At 69.3% G+C, this 25,720-nt stretch carries 23 protein-coding genes; 9 read left to right on the plus strand and 14 right to left on the minus strand.

The window, feature by feature from the left end; translation table 11 throughout:
• Nucleotides 1–14 precede the first annotated feature (14 nt).
• The 5 genes from XAN126_RS0101965 to XAN126_RS0101985 all read right to left on the minus strand — a co-directional run bounded on the left by XAN126_RS0101965 (nt 15) and on the right by XAN126_RS0101985 (nt 5,891).
• The gene (locus tag XAN126_RS0101965) at nt 15–788 is read right to left on the minus strand and encodes an enoyl-CoA hydratase/isomerase family protein (RefSeq protein WP_024276924.1); all 774 of its coding nucleotides are present in this window, start codon (nt 786–788) and stop codon (nt 15–17) included.
• Complete coding sequence (locus tag XAN126_RS0101970) at nt 785–1,693, minus strand: NAD(P)-dependent oxidoreductase (RefSeq protein WP_029876597.1); 909 nt, start codon at nt 1,691–1,693, stop codon at nt 785–787. Before XAN126_RS0101970 ends, XAN126_RS0101965 begins: the two co-directional genes overlap by 4 nt.
• 18 nt (nt 1,694–1,711) lie before the next feature.
• Entirely contained in the window at nt 1,712–3,187 is a 1,476-nt protein-coding gene (locus XAN126_RS0101975) for an NADH:flavin oxidoreductase (RefSeq protein WP_024276926.1), read from the minus strand.
• Nucleotides 3,188–3,561: 374 nt separating this feature from the next.
• On the minus strand, nt 3,562–4,245 hold the full coding sequence (locus tag XAN126_RS0101980; protein ID WP_024276927.1) for a TetR/AcrR family transcriptional regulator: 684 nt from the start codon (nt 4,243–4,245) through the stop codon (nt 3,562–3,564).
• 41 nt (nt 4,246–4,286) lie between these two features.
• Nucleotides 4,287–5,891, minus strand: a complete 1,605-nt coding sequence (locus XAN126_RS0101985; protein ID WP_245272195.1) for a CoA-transferase — start codon at nt 5,889–5,891, stop codon at nt 4,287–4,289.
• 191 nt (nt 5,892–6,082) lie between these two features.
• Between XAN126_RS0101985 and XAN126_RS0101990 the strand changes: the two genes are divergently transcribed.
• Entirely contained in the window at nt 6,083–6,856 is a 774-nt protein-coding gene (locus XAN126_RS0101990) for a ferredoxin--NADP reductase (RefSeq protein ID WP_024276928.1), read from the plus strand.
• Between the two features lie 39 nt (nt 6,857–6,895).
• Here XAN126_RS0101990 and XAN126_RS0101995 read toward each other — a convergent pair whose 3' ends face one another.
• Nucleotides 6,896–7,807: a LysR family transcriptional regulator gene (locus XAN126_RS0101995; protein ID WP_024276929.1), complete on the minus strand. Its 912-nt coding sequence runs from the start codon at nt 7,805–7,807 to the stop codon at nt 6,896–6,898.
• 186 nt (nt 7,808–7,993) lie between these two features.
• Here XAN126_RS0101995 and XAN126_RS0102000 point away from each other — a divergent pair, with 186 nt between their 5' ends.
• The 5 genes from XAN126_RS0102000 (at nt 7,994) to XAN126_RS0102020 (ending at nt 15,018) form a co-directional block, all read left to right on the plus strand.
• Entirely contained in the window at nt 7,994–9,484 is a 1,491-nt protein-coding gene (locus XAN126_RS0102000) for an MFS transporter (RefSeq protein WP_348550918.1), read from the plus strand.
• A 143-nt stretch (nt 9,485–9,627) separates the two neighbouring features.
• Nucleotides 9,628–10,257, plus strand: a complete 630-nt coding sequence (locus tag XAN126_RS0102005) for a glutathione S-transferase family protein (RefSeq protein ID WP_024276931.1) — start codon at nt 9,628–9,630, stop codon at nt 10,255–10,257.
• A gap of 138 nt (nt 10,258–10,395) precedes the next feature.
• Complete coding sequence (locus XAN126_RS0102010) at nt 10,396–12,339, plus strand: hypothetical protein (RefSeq protein ID WP_024276932.1); 1,944 nt, start codon at nt 10,396–10,398, stop codon at nt 12,337–12,339.
• Nucleotides 12,336–13,937: a PEP/pyruvate-binding domain-containing protein gene (locus XAN126_RS0102015; protein WP_245272196.1), complete on the plus strand. Its 1,602-nt coding sequence runs from the start codon at nt 12,336–12,338 to the stop codon at nt 13,935–13,937. Before XAN126_RS0102010 ends, XAN126_RS0102015 begins: the two co-directional genes overlap by 4 nt.
• Before the next feature lie 136 nt (nt 13,938–14,073).
• Nucleotides 14,074–15,018 carry a DMT family transporter gene (locus XAN126_RS0102020; RefSeq protein ID WP_024276934.1) on the plus strand — a complete coding sequence of 315 codons (945 nt, stop codon included), beginning with the start codon at nt 14,074–14,076 and terminating at the stop codon, nt 15,016–15,018.
• A gap of 25 nt (nt 15,019–15,043) precedes the next feature.
• Here the strand turns inward: XAN126_RS0102020 and XAN126_RS0102025 are convergent, their stop codons facing one another.
• Complete coding sequence (locus tag XAN126_RS0102025) at nt 15,044–16,252, minus strand: ABC transporter substrate-binding protein (protein ID WP_024276935.1); 1,209 nt, start codon at nt 16,250–16,252, stop codon at nt 15,044–15,046.
• Between the two features lie 231 nt (nt 16,253–16,483).
• Nucleotides 16,484–17,359: a LysR substrate-binding domain-containing protein gene (locus tag XAN126_RS0102030; protein WP_024276936.1), complete on the minus strand. Its 876-nt coding sequence runs from the start codon at nt 17,357–17,359 to the stop codon at nt 16,484–16,486.
• Nucleotides 17,360–17,466: 107 nt separating this feature from the next.
• Here XAN126_RS0102030 and XAN126_RS0102035 point away from each other — a divergent pair, with 107 nt between their 5' ends.
• Nucleotides 17,467–17,874: a tautomerase family protein gene (locus XAN126_RS0102035; protein ID WP_024276937.1), complete on the plus strand. Its 408-nt coding sequence runs from the start codon at nt 17,467–17,469 to the stop codon at nt 17,872–17,874.
• A 67-nt stretch (nt 17,875–17,941) separates the two neighbouring features.
• Here XAN126_RS0102035 and XAN126_RS0102040 read toward each other — a convergent pair whose 3' ends face one another.
• Nucleotides 17,942–18,601, minus strand: a complete 660-nt coding sequence (locus XAN126_RS0102040) for a DsbA family protein (protein ID WP_024276938.1) — start codon at nt 18,599–18,601, stop codon at nt 17,942–17,944.
• 229 nt (nt 18,602–18,830) lie between these two features.
• Nucleotides 18,831–19,325 (minus strand): DciA family protein, encoded by a 495-nt coding sequence (locus tag XAN126_RS0102045; RefSeq protein WP_024276939.1) that lies wholly within the window; start codon nt 19,323–19,325, stop codon nt 18,831–18,833.
• A gap of 86 nt (nt 19,326–19,411) precedes the next feature.
• On the opposite strand from XAN126_RS0102045, the gene mutY reads away from it, so the two are divergent.
• Both mutY and XAN126_RS0102055 read left to right on the plus strand, forming a co-directional pair.
• A complete protein-coding gene (gene mutY, locus XAN126_RS0102050; RefSeq protein WP_024276940.1) occupies nt 19,412–20,506 on the plus strand; it encodes an A/G-specific adenine glycosylase in 1,095 nt (364 codons plus the stop codon).
• Between the two features lie 84 nt (nt 20,507–20,590).
• On the plus strand, nt 20,591–21,376 hold the full coding sequence (locus XAN126_RS0102055; protein ID WP_024276941.1) for an outer membrane beta-barrel protein: 786 nt from the start codon (nt 20,591–20,593) through the stop codon (nt 21,374–21,376).
• Nucleotide 21,377: 1 nt separating this feature from the next.
• Here the strand turns inward: XAN126_RS0102055 and XAN126_RS0102060 are convergent, their stop codons facing one another.
• The 4 genes from XAN126_RS0102060 to XAN126_RS0102075 all read right to left on the minus strand — a co-directional run bounded on the left by XAN126_RS0102060 (nt 21,378) and on the right by XAN126_RS0102075 (nt 25,718).
• Nucleotides 21,378–22,586: a site-specific DNA-methyltransferase gene (locus XAN126_RS0102060; protein WP_280938284.1), complete on the minus strand. Its 1,209-nt coding sequence runs from the start codon at nt 22,584–22,586 to the stop codon at nt 21,378–21,380.
• 85 nt (nt 22,587–22,671) lie between these two features.
• A complete protein-coding gene (locus tag XAN126_RS0102065) occupies nt 22,672–23,361 on the minus strand; it encodes an SGNH/GDSL hydrolase family protein (protein WP_155982192.1) in 690 nt (229 codons plus the stop codon).
• Entirely contained in the window at nt 23,358–24,482 is a 1,125-nt protein-coding gene (locus tag XAN126_RS0102070; protein ID WP_197023996.1) for an OpgC domain-containing protein, read from the minus strand. Before XAN126_RS0102070 ends, XAN126_RS0102065 begins: the two co-directional genes overlap by 4 nt.
• 222 nt (nt 24,483–24,704) lie before the next feature.
• A complete protein-coding gene (locus tag XAN126_RS0102075) occupies nt 24,705–25,718 on the minus strand; it encodes an NAD(P)-dependent oxidoreductase (RefSeq protein ID WP_280938297.1) in 1,014 nt (337 codons plus the stop codon).
• Nucleotides 25,719–25,720 lie beyond the last annotated feature (2 nt).

Consider the following 25,720-nt stretch of genomic DNA (forward strand, 5'->3'; position numbering starts at 1 on the left):
TCCTACATTGTTGTTCACCCAAACCGCCCCTCCCGCCCCTCCTGAAACGCGGTAATCCCCTCCTGCCGGCCCCGGTCGCTCATGCAGATCACGTGCAGTTCGTTCTCGTGGCGGATGCCGGCGTCCAGCGGCATGGAGAGGGCGGCGCGGGTGGCGGCTTTGACGGCCTGGGTCGCGAGGGGGCTGAAGCTGGCGATGCGCTGGGCCAGCGCGGTGGCGTGGGCGTCGAGGGCGTCGTCGTCCACCACCTCCTCCACGAGGCCGATGGCGAGCGCGCGCGCCGCATCGATGGTGTCGCCGGAGAGCAGCAGGCGCATGGCCTGCCCGTAGCCCACGAGGCGCGGCAGCATCTGGGAGGCGCCGCCGCCGCCCACCCAGCCGCGCGTCACCTCCGGCGCGCCGAATTTCGCGGACGTGCCGGCGATGCGGATGTCCGCCCCGAGCGCGATCTCCAGCCCCCCGCCCAGCACCCAGCCGCGCAGCGCGGCGATGACGGGCTTTCGCATGTCGCGCACCACGGCGGCATATTCGATGCGGTTGCGGAAGGCCCAGAGATCCGTAATCTCGCCGAGGGCATTCATGTCCGAGCCGGCGGAAAACGCCTTCTCCCCGCCGCCGGTCAGCAGCACCACGCGCACTTGATCGTCCGCATCCAGCGCCGCGCAGGCCGCCGCGAGGTCGCGGGCCATGGCGGGGGTGATGGCATTGTGCTTGCGCGGCCGGTCGATGACGAGGCGCGCCACATGCCCCTCGCGAACCACGCGGATGGCGCCGTCGGTGTCGCTCATGCTTTTTCTCCCGTGTGCGCGCGGGCGGAGCGGCGCTCCACCTCCTCGAAGATGGCGGAGACATCGCGGTCCGTGCCGCCATGGGCCATCATGTCCGTGAACAGGCCGGCGAGGGTGTCGAGCAAGGTGAGGCTCAGCCCCATCTCCCCCGCCAGCGCCTGCGCCGTCTTCAGGTCCTTCAATTGATACTGCGCCGGGGAGCCGGGCACGAAATCCCGCGCCGCCATGCGCGCGCCGTGGAGGTTCAGCACTTTCGAATCGCCGAAGCCGCCCATCAGCGCCGCGCGCAGGTTTTTAAGGTCCGCCCCGCCCCTGGCCGCGAAGGCGAACGCCTCCGCGACGCCGGCCATGGCCGCGCCGACGATGATCTGGTTGGCGAGCTTGGCGAGCTGGCCCGTCCCCACCGGCCCGATGCGTGTCGCCCGGCCCATGGGGGCGAAGAGGGGGGCAAGGTCCGCGATGGTGGCTTCATCGCCCCCCGCGAGGATGGCGAGGGTGCCCTCCCGCGCCCCCACCTCGCCGCCGGAGACGGGCGCGTCCACGTATCGGATGTTTCGCGCGGCAGCGGCTTCCGCCTGCGCCCGGCAGGTCTCGACGGGGATGGAACTCATCACCACCAGCGCCGCGCCCGGGGGGAGGGCATCGAGGGTGGGGCCGGAGAACAGGACCTCGTCGATCACCGCACCCGTGGAGAGCATCACCACCGCCGCCGCTGCGCCCTTGAGGGCTACGGCGGGCGTCTCGGCGATGGTGGCGCCGCAGGCGAACAGCGGCTCCGCCTTCGCCCGGCTGCGGTTCCAGGCGGCGACGCGGAAGCCGGCCTCGGCGAGCCGCCGCGCCATGTGGCCGCCCATGATGCCGGTGCCGAGGAACGCGATCCGCGCGCCGGGTGCGATTTCGGGCATGGTTTCCTCCCGAGTGACTTAAGCGGTCTTCGCCGCCTTCTTCACCGCCGCGAGCTGCTTGAATTCTTCGGACTTCTTGTAGAACGCATCCAGCGGATAGCAGCCGGAGACGATGCCGTTGCGCGGCGCGGAGGTGCAGTCGGAGAAGGTGCGGCACACCTTCTTCTTCTGGAAGGCGCGGCCATGGAGCACGTCCAGCGGCAGATCGGGATAGGAGAGCACCATGCGGCCGAGGCCGACGAAATCCGTCCAGCCCTGCCGCACCACCGCCTGCGCCACGTTGGGCAGGAATTCCTGCAGATAGGTGTAGCCCGAGCCCACCAGCGTGAAGTCCGGGAAGCGCGCCTTCAGCGCCCGCACCACCTCCAGATGGCGCATCACGCCCAGCAGCGGGTCTTCCGGCGGCTGGTAGCCATCGGAGGGCGGATAGCTCGCGGGGCGCGTGACGTGGGGATTGTAATAGGGGCTGCCCAGCGTGACGTTGACGAGGTGGATGTCGAGCGCCCGCAGCACCTCGAACACCTCGAAGGTCTCGTTGAGGTCGTAGGCCGTGGGGTCGCCCGCATCCGTGCCGAAGCCGTAGACGTAGGGCAGGGCGCCGGCCGCATTCTCCGGCACGCCGGGGCCGAGAATGCCGGGCACGCTCGCCGCCGGATCGGGCCGGTAGGCGATGAGATCAATGGCCGAGATGCGCACGCCGAATTTCAGCCCGGGGCAGGCGGCGCGGATGCCGCTGGCGAGTTCCCTGAGGAAGCGGGTGCGGTTCTCCAGAGATCCGCCGAAGGCGCCGGGGCGGGTGCGGGCGGAGAGGAATTCGTGGCCGAGATAGCCGTGGCAGTGCTTCAGATCCACGAAATCGAAGCCGCAGGCCTGCGCGCGTTTCGCGGCAAGGATGTAATCGTCGATGAGCCGCCAGATGTCGTCGTCCGACAGCACCGGATATTCTTCCGGGATGCCGAATTTTCGGTCGAGCACCGGGTGGCGATAGAGGATCTTCTGCTCGAACTTGCGATTGTCGTTCGGTTTGCAGAAGCGGCCGGAATGGGTGAGCTGGAGGCCGATGACGAGGTTGTCGTCGTTGCCGGTGGCCTCTTTGTGCGCCGCGATGACGGTCTCGCGCAGGCCGGCGATGGCGGATTGCGTCGCCTCGGTCATCACCAGCTGGAGCGGGTTGGCGCGCCCGTCGTGGCGCACGGCCACCGCCTCGCCGCCATAGATGAGCTTCGCCCCGCTCTCGCCGAACCGCCGCCAGCGCCGCACGGTGTTTTCGGTGGGGGCGCCCTCGCGGGTGCCGTCCCAGCCCTCCATGGGGTGGATGGCGAAGCGGTTGCCGATGGTCATGCCGTCCACGGTCAAAGGCGCGGCCAGCGGCTGGTCGGGGCCGTGGGCGACGATGTCGTCGCAGGGCATGTCCGCGCCCAGCTCGGCGAGATGCGCGCGAAAGCCGGCGACGCCGGAGAAGGACGTGATCTTCGGGAAATCCCCATACTTCATGGAGGGCTCCTTGGGGTGACGCGGGGCGTTTCGGGCGTTTCAGGCGCTGGTATTGCGGCCGGTGTTCTTGCTTATGTAACTGGTTAGTTAATATGGATGGGGCGGGGCTGTCAATGTGGAGATGGGCGCCGCGGGAGAGGATCGGCGCTTCGGCTGCGCCGTTGCTTGCGCGAGGAATCCGTAGCCGTCGTCCTCCGACTTGATCGGAGGACCCATGGCCCCGTTTGCCTTGCTCTTCGGCCACATGCTCCGGCGGAGGGATGGGCCCTCCGATCAAGTCGGAGGGCGACGGCGTGCGCCACCCTCGCGCGCCGGATCAGCGCTCCACCTTCGGTGACGCTGTCCGGGGACCGGGCTCGCCGCCCGCGCGCCCCTCATACCCGCTCGATATACCGCGTCACCACATCCACCACATGCCGGCGTCGGGCGGCGCGCTCGTCCGCCGTGGCGAGGTCGCGGCCGAAGGCGGTGGAGAGGGTGGGGTTGTTGGAGAAGTAGAAATAGCTGATGGCCGAGATGGTGAGGTAGAGGTGCAGCGGGTCGATGCCGGGCCGCAGCGTGCCGTCGTCGGCGCCGCGCGCGAGGATGGCCTCCAGCCGGGCGATGAGGGAAATCTGCATCTCCCGCAAACGAAGCGAGCGGCGCAGATATTCACCGCCGAGCAGGTTCTCGCTGTTCAAGAGCGGGATCAAATGGGGGTGCTGGGCGGGATAGTCGAACTTGAATTCGGCGAGGCAGGTGATGGCCGCGAGCGGGGCCATGGCCTCCAGCGCCAGCTCGGCCTCGGCGACGCGCATGTCGGTGTAGACGCGCTCCAGCACCGCCAGATACAGGTCTTCCTTGCTGCCGAAATAATAATAGATCATGCGCTTGTTGGCGCCGGCCTCCTCGGCCACCACGTCCACGCGCGCTCCGGCGAGGCCCTTGGCGGCGAACTCCGCCTCGGCCGCTTCCAGGATGTTCAGCCGCGTCTTGTCCGCATCCCGCGTCGCCGCCTCGCGCTGCGGGGCGGCGGTGGAAGCGCGGGCCGCCTTGCGGGCGGGAGGGGATGCGGGCATCGCAGGTTCCGGAACAGGCGGCGTGACAGGAACGAGCCCGCTCAAGCGCTGAGTCTTGCGCCGGGCCCGCGCGGCGAACGTTGCGACACGGCGAGCCGCTGTTCAAGTCCGATCGATTGCGGATGGAAGAGCGCGGCATCCATGGGTCGCAAATCCCCGGCGATGTCCGGGCGGAAGTCCATGTGGGCGAGCACGTCGCGCTCCAGATCGATGCCGGGGGCGATCTCGATCAGCTCCAGCCGGCCGGAGGCGCCGCGCCGGAACACGGCGCGTTCGGTGACATAGAGCGCCTCCTGCCCGATCCCGGCCGCGTAGGCGCCGCTGTAGGTGAGCTGCTGGAGGCGATCGACAAACTTGCGATCCCGGCCCTCCTTGCGGATCACCGTCTTGCCGTCCGGCCACGCCATGTCGAGCCCGCCCGAGGTGAAGGTGCCGGAGAAGACCACCTTCTTGGCATTCTGCGAGATGTTGATGAAGCCGCCGGGGCCGATGATGCGGTCCGAGAAGCGCGAGACGTTCACCGAACCTTGCGCATCCACCTCGGCAAAGGAGAGGAAGGCGATGTCGAGGCCGCCGCCGTCGTAGAAATCGAACTGGTAGGGCTGGTCGATCATGGCGTGGAAGTTGCGGCTGGCGCCCACCTCGTTGCCGCTCGCCGGCGCGCCGCCGATGAGGCCCTGCTCGTTGGTCAGCGTGATGGCATCGAGGCAGCCTTCCTCCGCCGCCACGGTGGCGATGCCGGTGGAGATGCCGGAGCCGAGATTGCACACCGCCCCCGCATAAAGCTCCAGCGCCGCGCGCCGGGCGATGACCTTGCGCGGATCGAACGGCAAGGGCGCGATGGCGGAGAGGGGGATCTTCAGCTCGCCGGCATAGGCGGGGTTGTAGTCCGAGACATAGGTCTGCATCTGGGCGGGATCGACCACCACCACGTCCACCAGGATGCCCGGGATCTTCACCATCTTCGGGTTCAGCGTGCCGCGCCGCGCGAGGCGCTTCACCTGCACGATAACGGTGCCGCCGGCGCGCTTGGTGGCCTGCGCCATGGAGATCATCTCGCCGAAGATGGCCTCCTGCTCCATGGAAATGTTGCCGTCCTCGTCCGCCGTGGTGCCGCGCAGGAAGGCGATGTTGGGCACGAAGGGCTTGTAGAAGAGCCATTCCCGGCCGGCGAGCTGAACCACCTCCACCAGGTCTTCGGTGGCCGAGGGGCTCTGCCGCCCGCCGCCGAGGCGCGGGTCGATGAAGGTGTTGAGGCCCACATGGGTCACGAGGCCGGGACGGCCGGAGGCCATCTCGCGGGTAAGCTGCGAAAGCGCGCCCTGGGGCAGGGTATAGGCCTCGACCCGGTCTTCCAGCGCCATCTTCTCCACCGGCGGGGAATCCACCAGCGTGCCGCAGACGACGCGCTTCAAGAGGCCGTCATGGGCGAGGTGGCCGACGCCGCGGGTCTTGCGGTCGCCGAGGCCCACGGGATGCACGGTGGTGATGCCGCGCGGCGCGCCCTCCTTCAGGAAGCGCTCGGCTACGGCGGCGATCAGGGTGTCCGGCACCGCATGGCCGCCGCCCGAGCCGCCGATGAGGATGGTGTCGCCATTCTCCACCAGCCGCGCTGCCTCGTCCGCGCTGAGCACGCGCATCGCCATGCCGATCCTCCCCTGCCATTCCGCCCATGCCGCGGGGCCGCCGGGCCTTCAGGCGCGGGGCTCCGTCTTGCTTAACTCACTAGTTAGTTATATGTCTGCATCCGTCCATCGTCAATTCGCCCCGTGCCCCGCGGGCGCGCCCTTGCGCGCGTCCGGCGCCGTGCGCGTGGCCGCTAGCTATCGGATCGTCCATGAGCAATTTCGAGACGCAGGACGTGCTCAGCGTCCATCACTGGACCGATACCCTGTTCAGCTTCCGCACCACCCGCAGCCCGGCGCTGCGCTTCATCAACGGCCAGTTCACCATGATCGGGCTGGAGGTGGAGGGCCGGCCGCTGGTGCGCGCCTATTCCATCGTCTCGCCCAACTATGACGAGGAGCTGGAATTCTTCTCCATCAAGGTCCAGAACGGCCCGCTCACCTCCCGCCTCCAGCACCTGAAGGTGGGCGACCGCATCCTGGTGGGGAAGAAGCCCACGGGCACCCTCATCCACGACAATCTCCTGCCCGGCCGCACGCTCTATCTGCTCGGCACCGGCACGGGCCTCGCGCCCTTCCTCAGCATCATCCGCGACCCCGACACCTATGCGCGGTTCGACAAGGTGGTGCTGGCCCACGGCTGCCGCACGGTGGCGGAACTGGCCTATTCCGACTACCTGACGAAGGATCTGCCCAACGATCCCTTCCTCGGCGAGGAGGTGCGCGCGCGGCTGATCTATTATCCCACCGTCACCCGTGAGCCCTTCCGCAACCAGGGCCGGCTCACTGACCTGATGACATCAGGCAAATTCTTCACCGACATCGGCCTGCCCGCGCTCGATAAAGAGCACGACCGGGTGATGCTCTGCGGCAGCCCCGCCATGATCGCCGACATCCGCGGCCTGCTCGACGCGCAGGGCTTCGCCGAGGGCAGCATGTCCGAGCCCGGGCATTATGTGATCGAGAAGGCGTTCGTGGAGAAGTAGGCGGCGCCCCGGAGGGATGGAGCCGAAGCGCGCGAGGGCCTATCGCGGCGTCTGCGGTTCCACATCCCTGAACAGGCGCTCCACCATGGAATCGATGAAGACGCGCAGGCGCGGCGACACCAGACGGTTGGACGGCCACAGAATGCTGAATTGCCCGGGATCGGCGAGATGGTCGCCGAGAACGGTGTGCAGCAGGCCGTCCGCCGCCGCGTCCCGCGCCAGAAATTCCGGCATGCAGGCGATTCCCAGCCCCGCAATCGCCGCCCCGCGCAGGGCCTCCATGTTGTTGCAGGTCAGGGGCGAGGGGCGACGGAAGGGATCGACCCCGTCCGCGTCCCTGAGGGGCCATGTCTGCAGCTTGCCCGAGGTCGGGAAGCGGAAGCGAAGGCAATCGTGCCTTTCCAGATCGGGGGGAGCGTGCGGGATGCCGTTGCGCTTGAGATAGGCGGGAGATGCGCACAGCACGAAGCGGAACGGGCCGAGCCGGCGCGACATCAGGCTGGAATCGGTCAGCGGACCGCTGCGGATCACCGCATCCAGTCCCTCCTCCACCACATCGACGAGGCGATCGTTGAAGTCGATGTCCAGCTCGATGTCGGGATAGCGCCGCCGGAATTCCGGGATGACCGGCAGGAGGAAGCGGTAGCCGATCGTCGGCACGCCGACACGGAGCCGGCCGCGAGGCGCACGCGTCGCAGCCGACAGCATCGCCTCGGCGTCGCGCAGATCGTCGAGAATGCGGCGGCAGCGCTCGTGGAAGGCCGCGCCTTCCTCGGTGAGCGAAATGCGCCGTGTGGTGCGATGGAAGAGCCGCGCGCCAACGCTGTCTTCCAGCTTGGCGATGCTCTTGCCGACGGCGGAGGCGGATATGCCGAGCACGCGGGCCGCCGCCACGAAGCTCTGATGCTCCGCCGCCTGCACGAACGCCGCGATGCCGCTCAAACTCTCCATGTCCGCATATTGGGGAATTGTCCTCCGTAATCAATGGACCAGTGCGCCATTTATCGCGCTTTCACTCCGCGATAGATCCGGCCGGACGGCGGGATGCGTCCGCATCGCTCGCGTCCAATCAGAGACGGAAAGCCCCGCATGTCCGCCACGTTCGCTGCCCCCGCCACCGACAAGACGTCGATCCTGATGGCGGTCTGTCTTGCAGCGCTGGTTCTTCCCCTCAGCTTTTCCGGCGGCGCGGTGGCCACCCCGGCGATCGGCGGCGACCTCGGCGGGAGTCCCACGGCGCTCAACTGGATCACCAACGCCTTCATGCTGACGTTCGGCAGTTCCCTCATGGCGGCGGGCGCGCTGGCCGACCAGTTCGGCCGCCGGCGCCTGTTCATGATGGGCATCATCGCCTTCGCGGTGCTCTCCCTCGGTTTGAGTCTCGCGCCGTCCATCCTCGTCCTCGACCTGCTTCGCGGCGGACAGGGCTTTGCCGCGGCCGCCGCGCTCGCCGGCGGAATGGCGGCGCTGGCGCAGGAGTTCGAGGGGCACGCGCGGACGCGGGCGTTCAGCTTTCTCGGCACGACGTTCGGTGTCGGGCTGGCCTTCGGACCGCTTCTGGCAGGCTTTCTGATCGGCATCTCCGGCTGGCGGGCCATCTTTCTGTCGGGGACGCTGATCGGCGCGCTCTCCGTGCTTCTGACGGCCCCGACGATGCGGGAAAGCCGGGACCCCGACGCCGTTGGCCTTGACTGGCCGGGGGCCGTGACCTTCACGGCAACACTGACACTGTTCACCTATGGCGTCATCGAAGCGCCGGAGATGGGCTGGGGCCACCCGATCGTCCTGTCCGCGCTGCTCGGGGCGGCGGTCATGCTCACCGCGTTCATTCGTGTGGAGACGAGAGCGGCGCGGCCGATGCTGGATCTCTCCCTTTTTCGATATCCCCGCTTTGTCGGCGTGCAGGTTCTGCCCATCGCCACCTGCTATTGCTACGTCGTCCTCCTGGTCCTGCTGCCCCTGCGCTTCATCGGCGTCGGCGGACTTTCCGCGTTCGATGCGGGCCTGCTGCTCATCGCCCTCTCCGCGCCGATGCTGATCGTGCCGCTGGTGGCCTCCCATCTCGTGCGATGGGTGCCGGCGGGCGTCCTGTCCGGCGCGGGTCTGCTTTTGGCCGCGCTCGGACTGTTCTGGCTCGGCCGCATCGATCCCGCCGCCAAGGGCACGGCCGTGATCCTCCCCATGCTGCTCATCGGCATTGGAACCGGTTTTCCCTGGGGGCTCATGGATGGGCTGTCCGTCAGCGTAGTCCCAAGGGAGCGCGCCGGCATGGCGACCGGCATCTTCAGCACCACACGGGTGGCGGGAGAGGGCATCGCATTGGCCATCGTCAACGCCATTCTGGCGGGGCTCGCGAAAGCCCGGCTGGCCGCCTTGGTCCCGCCGGGCAATGGGACCGCGGGCGCGGCCGCGCAGCGGCTGGCGATGGGCGATGTCCACGGGGCATCCGAGCTTCTGCCGGGTCTGACGGCGTCGCAGCTCCGCGAGAGCTATGCCGTCGCCTTCCAGCATCTGAGCCTGGTGCTCATCGCCGTCACGGCGGTTTCCGCGCTCGTCATTCTCGCGCTGCTCCGCCAGCCGATTCCGGAGACGGGCGAAGCGGGCGAGGAGGCGTTCGTGAAAAAGTAGAGGCGGAGAGAGCCGGCCCGGCCGTTCCGTGGATCGCCCGCACACGGCGGGCGATGACGGCCTCGAAAGGGGGCAGCGAAACAGGACAGGAGAATACGACGCTCCAGCCCTGTCACGCTTCTTGCTTGGCCTCCGCCATGGCCATGAAATTCTACATGACGCCCGGGTCCTGCTCCACGGGCATCCACATCCTGCTCGAGACGCTGGAACTGCCGTTCGAGGCGTGGATCATCAACATCCCCGCCGGCGACCATCTGCGTCCCGACTATCTCAAGATCAACCCGCGCGGCACCATCCCGACCCTGGTGCCGGATGGCGGCGAGCCCTTGTGCGACTTCAGGTCCATCGCCCTCTGGCTCGCCCGCACCTATCCGCGCGGCAAGCTGCTGCCGGAGGACCCGGCGCTGGCCGCTCAGGCCGAAGAGCTGATGAATTTCGCCATCGGCCAGCTGCACGGCGAGGGCTTCACACGCGTGTTCGTGGCCGAGCGCTATGTCGCGCCGGAAGACAGCGGACGTCTGAAAGACGACGTGACATCCCACGGCCGGGAGATCGTGACACAGGGGTTCGATGTGGTGGAGCGGCGCCTGCCGGCCGAGGGCTTCGCCGTGGGGGATCGCTTCTCCATCGCCGATGCGGCGCTGTTCTACAACGAGTTCTGGGCTGACCGCATCGGCATCCCGATGCCCCCGAAGGTGAAGGCCCATTACCAGCGCCTGCGCGCCCGCCCGGTGGTGCGGCAGGTGCTGGCCGAGGAGGGCTACCGGACCTGAGCCGGGCCATCGTCGTCCCACTGTCAGACAACCGTCGTATCTGACCGCCGCCGAAAGTCCCACACAGCCTTTCGACACCCGGCGCCTGCCCTTGTGGCCGGCGCATGGGCGGGCTGTGTGTTGCGAGGAGGCGGAAGCATGGAGAAGACCCTGATCGTCGAGGCGCTCGGCGAGGGCGGGTTGCTGCTCCCGGCGCGGCTCGAACGCGCGCTCGCCGCCAACGACCGCGCCAAGCTGCGCATGACCGCCTTGCAGGACGCCGCCGCCCGCGCCCGTGCGCCCGCCACACCCGTTCGCCCGCTGGACGCCGAGGCGCGCGCCGCCGGCCTCATGGGGGACGGGCTCGATGCGGTGGCCGCCAGCGCCCGGCTGCTCGATGGCGGCGGCTATCAGGTCAGTGGCGCAGGCCGGCTGACGCAGGCCATCCTCGACGACATCGCCGCCATGGCCGATCCGCTGGAGGCGGCGGGCGAGGCGGGCGCGGAGAGCTTCGCCGCGCGCCTCGCCGCCCTGCGCACGGCGTTCGGCGCGGGCACGGACGACATCCTCTCCGAGGCCGATCTCGTGCGCCTCACCAGCGCCCGGCGCGGCGGGTCGGACAGCGCGCATCTCCTCGTCATGGATTTGCACAAGGCGCTGAACCGCCTCTCCGCCGCCCTCTCGGCCGAGACGGTGGCGGGCGCGCGGACGCTGGGCATCGCGGAGGAGGACAAGCCGCGCATCGCCGCCTTCATGGCGGGGCTTGGCGAGACGCGGGGGCTGATCTTCGGCCATCCCGGCCTCGACACCACGGCGAGTCGCAGCGGGACGCGCCTCGTCATCCAGAACGACATCGGCACCACCGATGCCCATGTCATCATCATCGCCGTGGACGGGCTGGAGGCCACCGTCACCTACACGGACGTGCACCGCTCCCGCGCCAAGTTCTTCATCTCCCTGTTCTCGGATGCCGGCGCGGACTGGACGCCGCTCGCCGAGCGCACGGCGGCGGGCATCGCGGGCGGGGCCGCCTTTCACCTCGTCACCGGCCGCTTCACGGCGAAGGACGCGGAGGCGCTGGACGGCTTCCTTTCGGCGGTGGGCCGCAACATCGTCTTCCTCATCGACTGGAACAAGGCGCGCAAGGCGCTCCAGACCTTCGTGGACAAGCCCACCGCCATCGCGCTGCTGCGCACCGCCGCGCGCGGCGCCATCGGCCATCGCGGCTTTCTGGAGATGGGTGGGCCGGAACTGGTGTTCGATGCCGTGCGCCGCAGCGCCGAGGGGCGGGTGCCCTATGGCGCGCGGCTCGACCGGGTGCTGGGGCGCGAGGGCGCGGCGCGCTTCCTCGCCGAGGTGCTGCGCCTCGCCAGCGAGGGATTGGCCGCCGGCCGTTCCGCCCGGCTCATCCGCGACGAGGTGCGGGCGGAACTGGCGCGCAGCTTCGGCTCGGTGGAGGAGGAGATGCTGGCCGTGGTGCTGCGCCAGCTCGGCATCGCCCGCATGCTGGCCGGCGCGGTGGCCGGCGTGCTCGATGCCCCCGCGGACCTTTCCGATGCCGCCCGCGATGGGCTGCGCAGCCGGGCCAAAAGGCTGGAGGAGAAGGCCGACCGGCAGATCGTCGGCGCCCGCGAGCGGGCGAGCGGCCCGTTCGGTCAGGGCGGCCGCTTCCTGCCCGTGGCGGATGCCGCCGAGCAGGCGGTGGATGCATTCGAGGAGGCCGCCTTCCTCGCCAGCGCCGCGCGGCTGAAGCCCGGCGCCGCCGTGCCGCCCCTGCGCGATCTCGCCGCCGGCGCGGTGGTCTGCTGCTCCGATCTCGTGCGGGCGGTGGCCGCCGCCAGCGAGGGCTCGGCGGGCCGGCGGGAGGATGTGACCGACACGCTGGAGGCCATCGACGCGGTGACCGAGGGCGAGCGCCGAGCCGATGCCGCCCATCGCCGGGTGCAGGAAGCTGTGCTGAGCTTGGGCGCCGGCGATCCCCTCGACGCCGGGGCGCTTGTCGCGACCCTTGAGCTGGCCCGCGCCATCGAGGGCGCCACCGACGAACTGGCCCGCGCCGCCCTCGCGCTGCGCGCCTCGGTGCTGGAGGAGATGGCCCCGTGAAGAACCAGACCCCCCACGCCCACCCCATCGCCTTCATCGGCCCCGGCGGCACCACCGCGCCCCTCACAGCCCATGATTTCGGCTCCAAGGCCGCCCAGCTCTGGCGCATGAACGCGCTGGGGCTCGACGTGCCGCCGGCCTTCGTGCTCTCCACGTCCCTTTGCGGCGAGCGTCGCACGGGCGAGGTGCGCCGCCTGCTGGAGGACGGCCTCGCCTTCATTGAGGCGGCCACCGGCCGGCGCTTCGGCGACCGCCGCCGCCCGCTCCTCGTCTCGGTGCGCTCCGGCGCGGAAAAGTCCATGCCGGGGATGCTGGAGACGGTGCTGGACGTGGGCATGACCGCCGAGACCGCACGCGGTCTCATGCGCCTCCACGGCAACCCGCGCCTCGCCTTCGACTGCCATCGCCGCTTCATCGAGGGCTGGTGCGAGGTGGTGGCCGGCCTGCCGCGCGCGCCGTTCGAGCAGGTGCAGCGCGATCTCATCGCCGCCGAGCAGGCGGGCAGCGAGCAGGGGCTGGACCCGGAGGTGCTGGAGCGCCTCGCCGCGCGCTATCTGGACCTTGCCCGCGACGGCTATGGCGCGAGCGTGCCCGCCGACCCGCGCGACCAGCTTGCCGAGGCGGTGGAGGCGGTGTTCCGCTCCTGGGCGGCGCCCAAGGCGGTGGAATATCGCCGGCTGAACCATCTGGAACATCTCGCGGGAACCGCCGTAACGGTGCAGGCCATGGTGTTCGGCAATGCCGGCGTGCGCTCGGGCTCGGGCGTCGCCTTCTCGCGCAATCCGGCGAGCGGGGCGCCAGGCCTCTATGCCGATCTCCTGTTCGATGCGCAGGGGGAGGATGTGGTGTCCGGCCGCCGCCAGCCGGTGGGGCTCGACCGCCTCGGCGCGCTGCTGCCTCATGTCGCCACAGCGCTGGCCCAGGGCGTCGCGGCGCTGGAGCGGCATTATCGCGACGTGCAGGATGTGGAATTCACCTTCGAGGAGGGCCGGCTCTATTTCCTCCAGACCCGCGCCGCCAAGCGCACGCCGCGCGCCGCGCTGAGGATCGCCGTGGACATGGTGGCGGAAGGCGCCATTACCCCGGCCGAGGGGCTGGCGCTGCTGGAAGGCGTGGACCTCTCCGCCGTCGCCGCCACCCGCTTTTCCGGTGAAGCGGAGCCGGTGGCGCACGGCGTCGCCGCCTCGCCCGGCACAGTCAGCGGCCGGGTGGCGTTCGACGAGGAGGGCGTCCGCCGCCTTGCCGGGGCGGGCGATCCCGTGATCCTGCTGCGCCCGGATGTGGCGACGGACGACATCGCCGCGCTGGCGCTCGCCGCCGGCATCCTCACCAGCATCGGCGGCCGCACCGCCCATGCCGCCGTGGTGGCGCGCCAGCTCGGCCGGGCCTGCGTGGTGGGCTGCGCCGCGCTCGTCATCGATCCCGCCGCCCGCCGCGCCCGGCTCGGGGCCGAGACGCTGGCGGAGGGGGACTGGCTCTCCCTCGACGGCGAGGCCGGCAGCGTCTTCATGGGCCGGCGCGCGGTGGTGTCGGAAGAGCCGGAGGCGGAGCTTGCCGCGGTGAACGGCTGGCGCGTGGCTGCGCCGTCCCCGGCGTGAGGCCTCGGCGCCGATCCATCAGCGGGCCTCCATTCATCAGGGGACCTCATGGGTTGCAGCTCAAACTCTCATTAGGCTGAATGGATCGCGCGGGGTAGCTTGGGCCCAAATCCGGTCAGGCAGGCACGCGGCGAGCATGAGTACGCACACGGCTTCTTCGCAGACGACGGGCCCGCAGGCGGTCGCAACCATCCCCACAGCGCGCTATGTGGCGGGGGCTCTGTTCGGGCTGGCGAGCGTCACCATCTGGGCGGGGTGGATGTCCATCACCCGGCTCGGCGTCACCTCGTCCCTCGGCGTCTACGACGTGACCATGCTGCGCTACGCCACCGCCGGCCTCGTGCTGCTGCCGGTGCTGCTGCGCCACGGGCTGGGGCTCGACAAGGCGAAGCCTTGGCAGCTTCTGGTGATGATCGCGGGGGCCGGCGCGCCCTATGCGGTGGTGGCCGGCTTCGGCCTGCGCACCACGCCGGCGGGGGAGGCGGGGGTGCTCATTCCCGGTGTCATGCCCTTGTTCGTCGCGCTGATCTCGGCCGTGGCCCTGCGCGAGCGGTTCAGCATGCAGCGGCGGGTGGGCTATGCGCTGATTCTCGCGAGCGTGGCGCTGATCGCCGGGGTGGGGGCGGTGGCCACCGGGCTGGGCTCGGGCATCGGCCACCTCCTGTGCATGGCCGGTGCCTTCATGTGGGCCAGCTATGCGGTGGCGCTGCGCAAGAGCGGCCTCGGCGCGCTCCATGCGGTGGCGGTGGTCTCGGTGGGCTCGGCGCTGCTCTACTTGCCGCTGTACGGCCTGCTGCACGGCTTCACCGCGTTCGATGCGCCGCTGCGCGATGTCGTCTTCCAGGCGGTCTATCAGGGCGTCTTCGCCACCGTGATCTCGCTGTTCCTGTTCGCCCGCTCCGTGGCGCTGCTGGGTGCCTCGGCGGGCGCGGCCTTCGGCGCCTGCGTGCCGGTGATGGCCGCGCTCATGGCCATCCCCATCCTCGGCGAGTACCCGTCCGGCACGGACTGGCTGGGCATCTTCGCCGCCACCATCGGGGTGTATCTGGCGAGCGGGGGGCCGCTCCCCCGGCGCGGATAGGCGGCGGGGAAGCGCGTCGCGCGGTCTACTTCGCCGCCTGCTGGCGCACCAGCGGGCAGCCGCCCTCGGCCAGCGGGCGGAACGCCTCGTCGCCGGGGATGGTGCGGATGAGCTTGAGATAGTCCCACGGATACTTCTGCTCGGCCGGCGTCTTCACCTGCAAGAGATAGAGGTCGTGGACCATGCGGCCGTCCTCGCGGATGCGCCCGCCGTGGGAGAAGAAATCATCCACCGGCGTCGCCTTCATCTGCGTGGCGACGGTGGCCGTGTCGGTGGTGCCGGCGGCCTTCACCGCCTTCAGGTAATGCAGGATGGCCGAATAGGTGCCGGCCTGGCCCATGGTCGGCATGGCCTTGTGCCTCTCGTAGAAGCGCTTGGACCAGGCGCGGGTCTCGTCGTTCAGGTCCCAGTAGAAGCCCTGGGTGAGGATGAGCCCCTGCGCGGTCTGAAGGCCGATGGCGTGGATATCGGTGATGTGCAGATAAAGCCCGGCGAGCTTGATGCCCGACTGGGGAATGCCGAACTCGTTGGCCTGCTTGATGGCGTTCACCGTGTCGCTGCCGGCATTGGCGAAGGCGATCAGCTTGGCGCCCGAGCCCTGCCCCTGCAGCAGGAAGGAGGAGAAGTCCGACGTGCCCTGCGGGTGCTTCACGCTGCCCACCACCTTGCCGCCGCCCTGTTCCACCGCCTTCGCCGTGTCGCGCTCCAGCGCCGTGCCGAAGGCATAGTCGGCGGTGATGAAGAACCACGGCCCGTCCTTGGCCAGCGACGCGCCGGTGCCGGCGGCCAGCGCATAAGTGTCGTAGGTCCAGTGGATGCCGGTGGGCGCGCAGGCCTTGCCGGTGAAGTCGGATGAGCCGCCCGTGGAGGCGAGCACCAGTCTGTTCTTGGTGCGGCCGATCTCCTGCACCGCCAGCAGCACGGAGGAGGTGGGGATGTCGGCGATCACGTCCACCCCGTCCTCGTCGATCCAGCGGGTGACGATGGCCGAGCCCACGTCCGGCTTGTTCTGGTGGTCGCCGGCGATGATCTCGATGGGACGGCCCAGCACGCTGCCGCCGAAATCCTCCACCGCCATCTTCGCCGCAATGACCGAGCCAGGTCCGGCCATGTCGGCATAGATGCCGGACTGGTCGTTCAGCACGCCGATGCGCAGCGGCTTGGGGTCCGCCGCGAGGGCGGGGAGCGAGAGGAGGGTCGCCGCGAGGGCGGCCATAGGCAGGGACAGGCGCATGAAATGGGCTCCGCGCGGGATGGGGCAATTCGGGCGCGGAGTATCACGACAAAATCGAGGGGTTCAATCAATTATCGGAAAATGGTGGTGTGTTCTTTAGTTGCACATTCTGATTGCGTTGATTTCGCCTGCTGGCTTCCTGGCGAGCCGTCATGGCCAGGCTTGTCCCGGCCATGACGGCGGCGCGACGGGAAACGGCTGCCCGCACCGAATGAGTGTCCGAACGCAGCCTCACGCCACCGCGTACAATGGATGCTCGCGCCGCAATTCTTCCTGCAGCACCTCTTCCACCTTCTGCAGCGCCGGGGGGCGGACGCCGGGGCGGGTGTAGAGCAGGAATTCCATGTCCGGCAGCGCCGCGCGGTCGAGGTCGGCGACGATGGCGAGGTCCGGCCGAAGCGCCCGGGGCGAGCGCACGGTGACGCCCATCCCCGCCCCCACGGCCGCCATCAGGCCCGGCAGGCTGGGGCTGGTGAAGGCGATGCGGAACGGCCGCCCAGCGGCATTCAGCGCGGCGATGGCGGCCGTGCGGCAGCTGCACGGGTGCTCGAACAGCACGAGGGGCACCGGCGCCTCCCGGTCGAGGCGAAGCTGGCGCGCGGCGATCCACACCATGGATTCGCGCAGCAGCAGGGAGGCGGGCAATTCGCTCTCGCTGCGAAAGCCCACGGCCACGTCCAGCTCCTCGGCCCGCAGCATGTCGAGCATGGTGGATGTGGTGCAGACCCGCACCGTGATCGGGGCCTGCGGGAAGCTCGAGGAAAGCCGGTAGAGAATGCGCTGGAGCACCTGCTCACCCACATCCTGCACGAAGCCCAGGCGCAGCGGCTGGGCGAAGGCGCCGTGGACGTGCTGGGTGAGGATGCGGTCGTTGAGATCGAGCAGGCGCCGCGCGTCCTCCAGGAAGGCGGCGCCGCGCAGGGTGGGGGACACCGCCCGCCCACGCCGTTCCAGAAGGGAGAAACCCACCGCCTCGGCGAGCCGGTCCATCTGGAGGCTCACCGCGGACTGGCTGCGTCCCACCTTCCGCGCTGCCGCGGAGATGGAGCCGAGATCGGCCACGGCGGCGAAGCTGCGGATGAGGTCGAGGTCGAGATTGCGGATCATGGTATGAGATTAGCAAATCTCTGGAATTTTAGAATTCAATTTTTCTCATGGATTTGGGCGGCCTACAAGAAGCCATCGCTGCACCGATGGCAGCCCTGGAGGAAGAAATGCCCATCCTGAACGTGAAGCTGTCCGGCGCCCCGGACGACGCTCTTGCGGCGACCGTCGCCGCCACCCTGTCCGGTCTCACCGCCCGCATCCTGCGCAAGGACCCGAAGGTGACGGCGGTCGCCGTCTCCTTCGTCCCGGCCGAACACTGGTTCGTGGGCGGGGAGGCGCTGTCGGCGAAGGCCCGTTCGTCCTTCTCCCTCGACATCCTGGTGGTGGATGGCACCAACACCAAAGATGAGAAGGCCGCCTATCTGGAAGCCGTCTTCGCCGCCATGTCCGGCCTGCTCCCGGACCTGGACGAGGAGAGCTACATCCTCGTGCGCGAGGTGAAGGCCGATGCCTATGGCTATGGCGGGCGCACGCAGGAAAGCCGCTATGTGGAGAAGAAGCTCCGGGCGGCGTGAGCGCGAGCCCCACACACGAAAAGGGCCGGCGTGGTGCGCCGGCCCTTGATGGTGCAGACCTCTCGCCTCACTTGCCGGCGAGCAGCGGCGCCAGTTCCTTGTCCCATTCGGCGATGCCGAGGGCGCCGGAGACCTTCTTGCCGTTGATGAAGAAGGTGGGGGTCGCGTTCACGCCCAGCTCCTTGTTGGCGTAGAGGGCGCTTTCCTGCACCTTCTCGCCGAGCTGCTGGTCGGTGAGGCACTTCTCGAAATCGGCCTGGCTCATGCCGGCCTGCTTGGCCACGGCGAGGAGGCCGGCGGCCGGATCGGTGCTGTAGGCCCAGGTCTTCTGCGTCTCGAACAGGGTCGAGACCATGGGGAAATATTTGTCCTCGGGCATGCAGCGGGCGAGCATGAAGGCGGCGGTGGCCACCGGCTCGAACGGGAATTCGCGGAAGATGAAGCGCACCTTGCCGGTGTCGATGTACTTCTTCTTCAGCTCGGGGAAGGTGCCGGTGTGGAAGGCGGCGCAGTGGCTGCAGGTCATCGAGGCATATTCGATGACGGTGACCGGCGCCGTGGCGCTGCCGAGCGCCTTCTCCGGCAGCGGGCTCGCGGCGGGGGCGATCAGCTTGGCCTGCTCCACCGTCTGGGCCGCGGCCGGATCAAACGAGAGCGGCAGGCCGAGCCCGGCCGCCAGCGCGGCGAGACCTGCGGTGACCAGGAAACGGCGGCGATCGACAATCATGGACATCTCCGAATGGTCCGGCGGCTGGCGACCGGGCTTTCCCGATCTTGGCCGCATCGCCGGTTCCGTTAGGGCATCAGAACGGGAAACGGGAACAGTCCGGCACCGCACCGCCGAACCTGCAGAAGAGCCTTCGCGCTCTATCATGTCGCCCTTATGGCGGGAAAGGCCCGCGCCGCGCGCCCGAGATAACGGACGGGTGAACGCCGGCCGGTCTGGCATCCGCGCCCTAGCCGCCGCGCTGCTCGCGCCGCACCAGCGCGCCGAGCTTTGCGAGCGACTCGGCAAGCGCCTCGTCCTCGAAGGTGCCGATCTCGTGTCGCACGGCGGCGATGGCCGCCTTGTCCGGCTTCGGCGGCACGGGTGGCGGCGCGTGGCGCTGGGGCACCGGACCCTGGCGCAGGGTGAGGCGGCCGACGCAGCGCCAGCCGAAATAGGCGTTGATTCGCTCCACCACGATGCCGGCTGCATATTGCAGCTCGATGGCGTAGGCGCCTTCCACCCGCACCACGAGGGTCGCCGCCGCCCCGTCCTCCCGCGGCCATTGCAGCTTGAGGGGGATGCAGCGGGGCGCGAGGTCCGGGCCGACGATCTCGTCCCAATGGGTCACCACCTCCACCACCGAGAAGCCGGCGCGGCCGCACAGGTCGCTGATCCCCGGCGCCACGAAATCGGCGAGGGGGCGCGGGCCTCGGTAGCGGCGGGTGAAGTTGGACGTGCTCAAGGCGTCTCCGGCGGACGGACGGGATGGTGGGGCGACGGGGCACCGAACCCCTTGCCCCGGCACGCGGGCGCGGCCACCTTGGCCGCATGACATCCTCCCCCGCCGCACGCGCGGCCGCAAGCGGTGCCCGAAATTCCAGATCCGGAACCCCGGCCCCCGCCGCGCTCCTCGCCTGGTACGACCGCCACCGCCGCCGCCTGCCCTGGCGGGCCGAGCCGGGCCGGACGGCGGACCCCTACCACGTCTTCCTCTCCGAGATCATGCTCCAGCAGACCACGGTGAAGGCGGTGGGGCCGTATTTCACCGACTTCCTCGCCCGCTGGCCGACGGTCTCGCACCTCGCCGCCGCGCCGCTGGAGGAGGTGCTCTCCGCCTGGGCCGGGCTCGGCTATTACGCCCGCGCCCGCAACCTGCACGCCTGTGCACAGGCGGTGGTGGCGCGCCATGGCGGGCGCTTCCCGGACGACGAGGCGGCCCTGCTGGACCTGCCCGGCATCGGCCCCTACACGGCGGCGGCCATCGCTTCCATTGCCTTCGACCTCAAGGCGAGCCCGGTGGATGGCAATATCGAGCGCGTCGTCTCAAGGCTTTATCGGGTGGCCGAGCCGCTGCCCGGCGCCAAGCCGCGAATCAAGGCGCTGGCCGCCGCCCTCACGCCGGCGCAGCGCCCCGGAGATTTCGCGCAGGCGATGATGGACCTCGGCGCCACCATCTGCACCCCGCGCTCACCCGCCTGCTCGCTCTGCCCGTGGATGGAGCCGTGCGAAGCGCGGGCGGCGGGGGATGCCGCGCTCTATCCGGTGAAGGCGCCCAAGGGCGACAAGCCGAAGCGGGAGGGCGTCGCCTTCCTCGCCGTGCGGGCGGATGGCGCGGTGCTGCTGCGCACCCGGCCCGACAAGGGGCTTCTGGCGAAGATGACGGAGGTGCCCTCAACCCCCTGGGGGCCGAAACCGGAGGCGCCGGAGACGCACGCGCCGCTCAGGGCGCGCTGGCGGACGCTCCCCGGCGCGGTGGAGCACGTCTTCACCCATTTCGCGCTGACGCTGAAGGTGCTCCGCGCCGATCTCCCCGCCACGACGCCAGCGCCGGAGGGTCACCGCTGGGTGCGGCCTGAGGGGTTCGATGCGGAGGCGCTGCCCTCGGTCATGCGCAAGGTGCTCGCGCATCTCGACCACCAATGAGGCACGACAGGCGGCAGGTACTTGCATAGGGCATCATGAGCCTCGTAAAGCTAAGCTCGTGTTTGCGGGCATTGGGGGCAGAAAATGCGGTTCGGACTGGCCATCGCGGCCGTGATGGCAACAGGCGCACCGGTGTGCGCGGCGGATCTCTCGGTGAAGGCGCCTGCGCCTGCGGCCGCCGCGCCGCTCTCCTGGCAGGGCTTCTATGCGGGCGTCACCGCGGGCGCGGTAATCGATGCCTCCACCGTCACGCCTGAGATCGGCGGCAAGTTCCTGGTGGTCAATCCGGTGGAGCATGCGCTCGAGTATGGGAGTGCGCTGGGCGGCTCGTCCACCGGCTTCAGCGCCGGCGCGACCCTCGGCTACAATTGGCAGTGGAACGCGGTGGTGGCGGGCATCGAGGCTGATTTCGCCTATGCCGACCGCAGCCAGTCGGGGATCGAGGTCCTGCCCTCACTGGTCAATGCCGGCCAGTTCATCATCAAGGACTACGCGCTGACCGGCGACTGGTTCGGTACGGTGCGGGCGCGCCTCGGCTATGTGGTCGGCGCGACGCTGCTCTATGCCACCGGCGGCCTTGCCTTCGGCGAAGCGGGCACCAGCCTTTTCATCGGCGGTACCAACGGCTCACAATATGCGTGGGCGGGCTCGTCCTCTTCCACCCGCTGGGGCTGGACGGCGGGCGGCGGCGCGGAAACGCGCATCGACGCCCATTGGTCGGTGAAGGCGGAATATCTCTATGTGGACCTCGGCGGCAGCAGCTTCGCGCTCGCCAACAGCCCGGCCAACCCGGTGCCGGGCTTCACCATCGCCGCATCGTCCGACTACGCCTTCAACGTGGTGCGTGCGGGCGTGAACTACCGCTTCTGAGCTATTCTGCGGCGATGCCCATCTCCGCCCGGAGGCGGGCGCGCAGGATGTCGATGGGGTGGCGGCGGCCCGCCTCCTCCACATGCCAGAAGGTCCAGCCGTTGCAGGCCTCCGCCCCCTGGGCGAGGGCGCCGACGCGATGGATGGAGCCCACGTTCGGGCTGTCGGCGAGGGAAATGGTGCCGTCCGCCCGTACCACGGCGCGGAAGCGGCCCTTGGCGTCGGTGAGTTCGGCGCCGGGGGTGACGAGGCCGCGCTCCACCAGCGCCGAGAAGGCGACACGCGGAGCCTCCCGCGCGCTCGGCGGGGCGACCAGCGCCTCTTCCGACAGCGGCTCAACGGCGTCGATGCGGGCGCGCGCCGCCTCGGCATAGGTCTCTTCGCGCTCGATGCCGATGAAGGACCGGCGCAGGCGCTTCGCCACCGCGCCCGTCGTACCGGAGCCGAAGAAGGGGTCGAGCACCACGTCGCCGGGCTTGGTGGAGGACAGCAGCACGCGGGCGAGCAGCGCCTCGGGCTTCTGGGTGGGATGGAGCTTGCGGCCCTTCTCGTCCTTCAGCCGCTCCTGCCCGGTGCAGAGCGGGAAGAGCCAGTCGGAGCGCACCTGCACATCCTCGTTGCCGGCTTTCAGCGCCTCGTAATTGAAGGTGTATTTCGAATCGGCGCTGCGGGCGGCCCAGATCAGGGTCTCGTGCGCATTGGTGAAGCGCCGGCCCCGGAAGTTGGGCATGGGGTTCGCCTTGCGCCAGATGATGTCGTTGAGGATCCAGAAGCCCAGATCCTGCATCAGCGCGCCGACGCGGAAGATGTTGTGGTAGGAGCCGATGACGAAGAGCGTGCCGTTGGGCTTCAGCGCCCGCCGCGCGGCCAGCAGCCAGGCGCGGGTGAAGGCATCATAGGCCGCGAAGCTCTCGAACTGGTCCCAGTGGTCGTCCACCGCGTCCACGCGGCTTTCGTCCGGCCTCTTCAGCTCGCCACCGAGCTGGAGGTTGTAGGGCGGATCGGCAAAGACGAGATCCACCGACCCGGCGGGCAGGGCCGCCATGCGGGCGATGGTGTCGCCGATCAGAATTTCATTGAGGGGGAGAGCACGGTCCGAAACCGCACCCCGAGGTGCGGCCGGTGTGGCCGCCAAGGGGGCGATTGCGGGATACTCCGGACGACATTGACGCGCCGTCCGCCCGGCCGCCCCCTTGGCCACACTACGCATGACGCAACCCTACGCAACGCTTACTCACGATCGTGAGAATGGCGGCAATGGGTTAAGGGCGGGTGAAGGGAAAACCTTGCGGAACCTATCTCGTCACGGCCTTCACGATGGCCTCGGCGACCAGTTCCGCCATGCAGGCGCGGCCCTCGGCCGGGGAGCGGGCGGAGGACTGGAGATAGCTCGTGGCGCCGTATTGCTGCACCACGTTCATGCGCTCCTTGTCCGACACCGCGTCGATCTGCTTCACGATGCGGCCGTAGAGGTGCTCGTGGTCCACGCCCGGCACGAAGGGCGGGTCGATGAGCACGAGGTCGATGTTGCGCCCGCGCAGCCAGTCGGCCGCCTGCTCCAGCGTGTGGGCGAAGCTCTCGGGATCAGTGGCGGCGAGGGCATCGGCGGTGCCCACCTGCCAGATGATGAGGTCCGGCGCCACCCGCTCCACGGCGGAGCGGATGCGGCCGAAATCATCGCGCGCGAGGCCCTGCGTCGCGCCTTCGTCGATGATGGTGAAGGTGATGTTCGGCAGGCGGTTGCTCAGCTCCGTCTCAAGACGGCTGCGTTTCTTGTCCGAAAGCGCCTGACGGTCGGGCTGGGGGCCGATCATCAGGATGCGCACGGGGGCCGAGCGATCCACCAGCCGCTCGGTGCGGACGAGATCGCTGTCGAAGGCGAGGAAAATGTCCGGCACCCGGCAGGCGCTGGAGATCGTGGCCCCGGCCGCGAGCGGGCACAGCAGGAGCCAGACGGCGAGAAAAACGCCGCCCGCGCGCCTCACTGCCCGGGCGCGAGCGCCACGGCCGGTGAAGCCGGGACCGGCGCCGCCTGCCGCGCCGGGGCGCGATCGCGGCGCTGCCATTCGAGTGCCCATGCGAGGGACCACTGGAGCGAGAAACCTGCGGCAACGATTAGCAAATCCACGGCTAGCGCGCCATCGGCGAGGGGGCGCACCACCTGCGCGCCGAGGCTGAGCACGGTGCCGAGGCTGAACACCGGCAGGGCATGCCGGCCCATGAGGATGAGCGGTGCGGCCGACGCGCTCTTCTTCAGCCACGCTTCCAGCGGCAGGCGCGACACGCAATAGGCCAGCGCCAGCACATGCAGCAGGCGCGGCAGAGCGAGGTTGGTCTTGTCGAAATCCCACAGGAAGGGCGGCACGGGGGCAAGATCCGGCGTCACCGGATAGCCGAGCACCGCCCACACCAGCGCCACCAGCAGATACAGCGGCGCGGCGATGTCCAGCACCCGGTGGGCGGCCGAACGCAGGCCCCGATCCATCAGCGCGCCGATCACGAGGCCGCAGGTGAAGAGCAGCTGCCACGCCAGCGGATTGAAGAACCAGCCCCCCGCCCCCGGCCACACCGGCAAGGCAAGGTCGGCGAACTGGGTGACGAGATAAAGCGTGAGCGAGGCTACAAGGGCGAGCCCGAGGCTGCGCCGCGCCAGCAGCAGCAGGATCGGCGCCAGCAGCAGGAGCCCCACATAAAGCGGCAGGATGTTGAGATAGCCCGGCTGGTAGGTGAGCAGCCCGATGCCCACGAGGGATTCCAGCGGATATTGCGGGATGATGTCGAGGTGCATCCATTCGAGCATGCGCTCGTCGCCGGTGAGCACCACGAAGCCGCCCACCACCACCACGGACATCACCACCAGCACCAGATGGGCGGCATAAAGCGTGAAGGCGCGCATCCACACCCGCGCGGTGGTGCGCACGCGCTCGCCGGCCGAGAAGGGCCTCAGATAGGCGAAGGCGGCGGAGATGCCGGCGAGGAAGACGAACAGTTCCGCCGCGTCCGAGAAGCCGAAGTTGCGATAGGTGAAGCCGCCGAAGACGTGGCCGGGAATATGGTTGATGAAGATCGTCAGCAGGGCGAAGCCCCGCCAGAAATCGATGCTCACCAATCTTTGCCCGCTCTGCGACACGTCTGGCAGCCTCCCGATCCCATTGCCTGCCGGCGCTCCCCCGGCAGGGGGCGCGATATGGCGGCAAATGCTTTCGGGGCCGGAAGGTTCCGCCTTGCCCGTGAGTCATTGCGCCGCACGCCATGCCCGGGGAAGGTTGGCGCGCGGCGGTGTCGGAAGTGTGAAACCCGGGCGGGGCGACGGTAAATTGCGGTAACGCTACTCGGCCGCCGCCTTCAGCTCGAGCACGGTGGGCAGGCCGTTCATCTGCGCCAGCACATCGGTGATCTGCGGCACGTTCTTGCCGCCATTGCCGAGGCCCTCGGCCGCCGCATAGAGGTTCTTCACCGTGGCGCTGATGAAGGCGGAAGCGCCGGTGTTGGTGGCGAGGTTGGTGACGTAGCGCATGTCCTTGTGGGCGTTGGCGATGGTGAAGCGGTGGGCGTTCACGTTCGCTTCCAGCACGTAGCCCATGAAGGTCTGGTAGAAGCCGCAATCCATGCGCGAGCCGCGGATGACACTGTCGAACACCTCCGCCGTCACCCCTACCTTGCCGGCGATGGCCAGCGCCTCGGCATAAATGGCGCCGTAGCCCAGCGACAGGAAGTTGTTGAGCAGCTTCATGGTGTGCCCGGCGCCCGGCGCGCCCACCCGCACGATGCGGCTGGCGAAGGCCGCCACCACCGGCTCGATCACCGCGAACGCCGCGTCGTCCGCCCCCACCATGGCGGAAAGGGCACCCTCCTCCGCCTGGATGGGCGTCCCGCCCAAAGGCGCGTCGCAGAGGAAGATGCCGTCCTGCGCCAGCTTCGCCGCCAGCGCCATGGTTAGCGTCGGCTCGGAGGTGGACGTGTCGATGATGTGGAGGCCGGCCTTGGCGGCCTTCAGGATGCCGTTCTCGCCATTGAGCACCTCGTCCACCTGCGGTGCGCCGGTGACGCAGAGCACGATCACGTCGCACTGGGCCGCCATCTCGGCGGGGGTCTTCACCTCGGTGGCGCCGCGGGAGACCAGATCTTCCACCGGCGTCCGGTTGCGGTGGCCCATGACGGCCAGCGGAAAGCCCTTGGCGAGGATGTTCTTCGCCATGCCGTGGCCCATGAGGCCGACCCCGATGAAACCAACCCGCGTACCCGCCATGGCATCCTCCCGATTCGTATCGTCGCAGCTGTCGTTGCTGTTGTCGCTAAATCGTTTAGCATGACCGAAAGGACGGCGCGAGACGCGACAGATCC

Source organism: Xanthobacter sp. 126 (assembly GCF_000526175.1).
Lineage (GTDB): Bacteria > Pseudomonadota > Alphaproteobacteria > Rhizobiales > Xanthobacteraceae > Xanthobacter > Xanthobacter aminoxidans.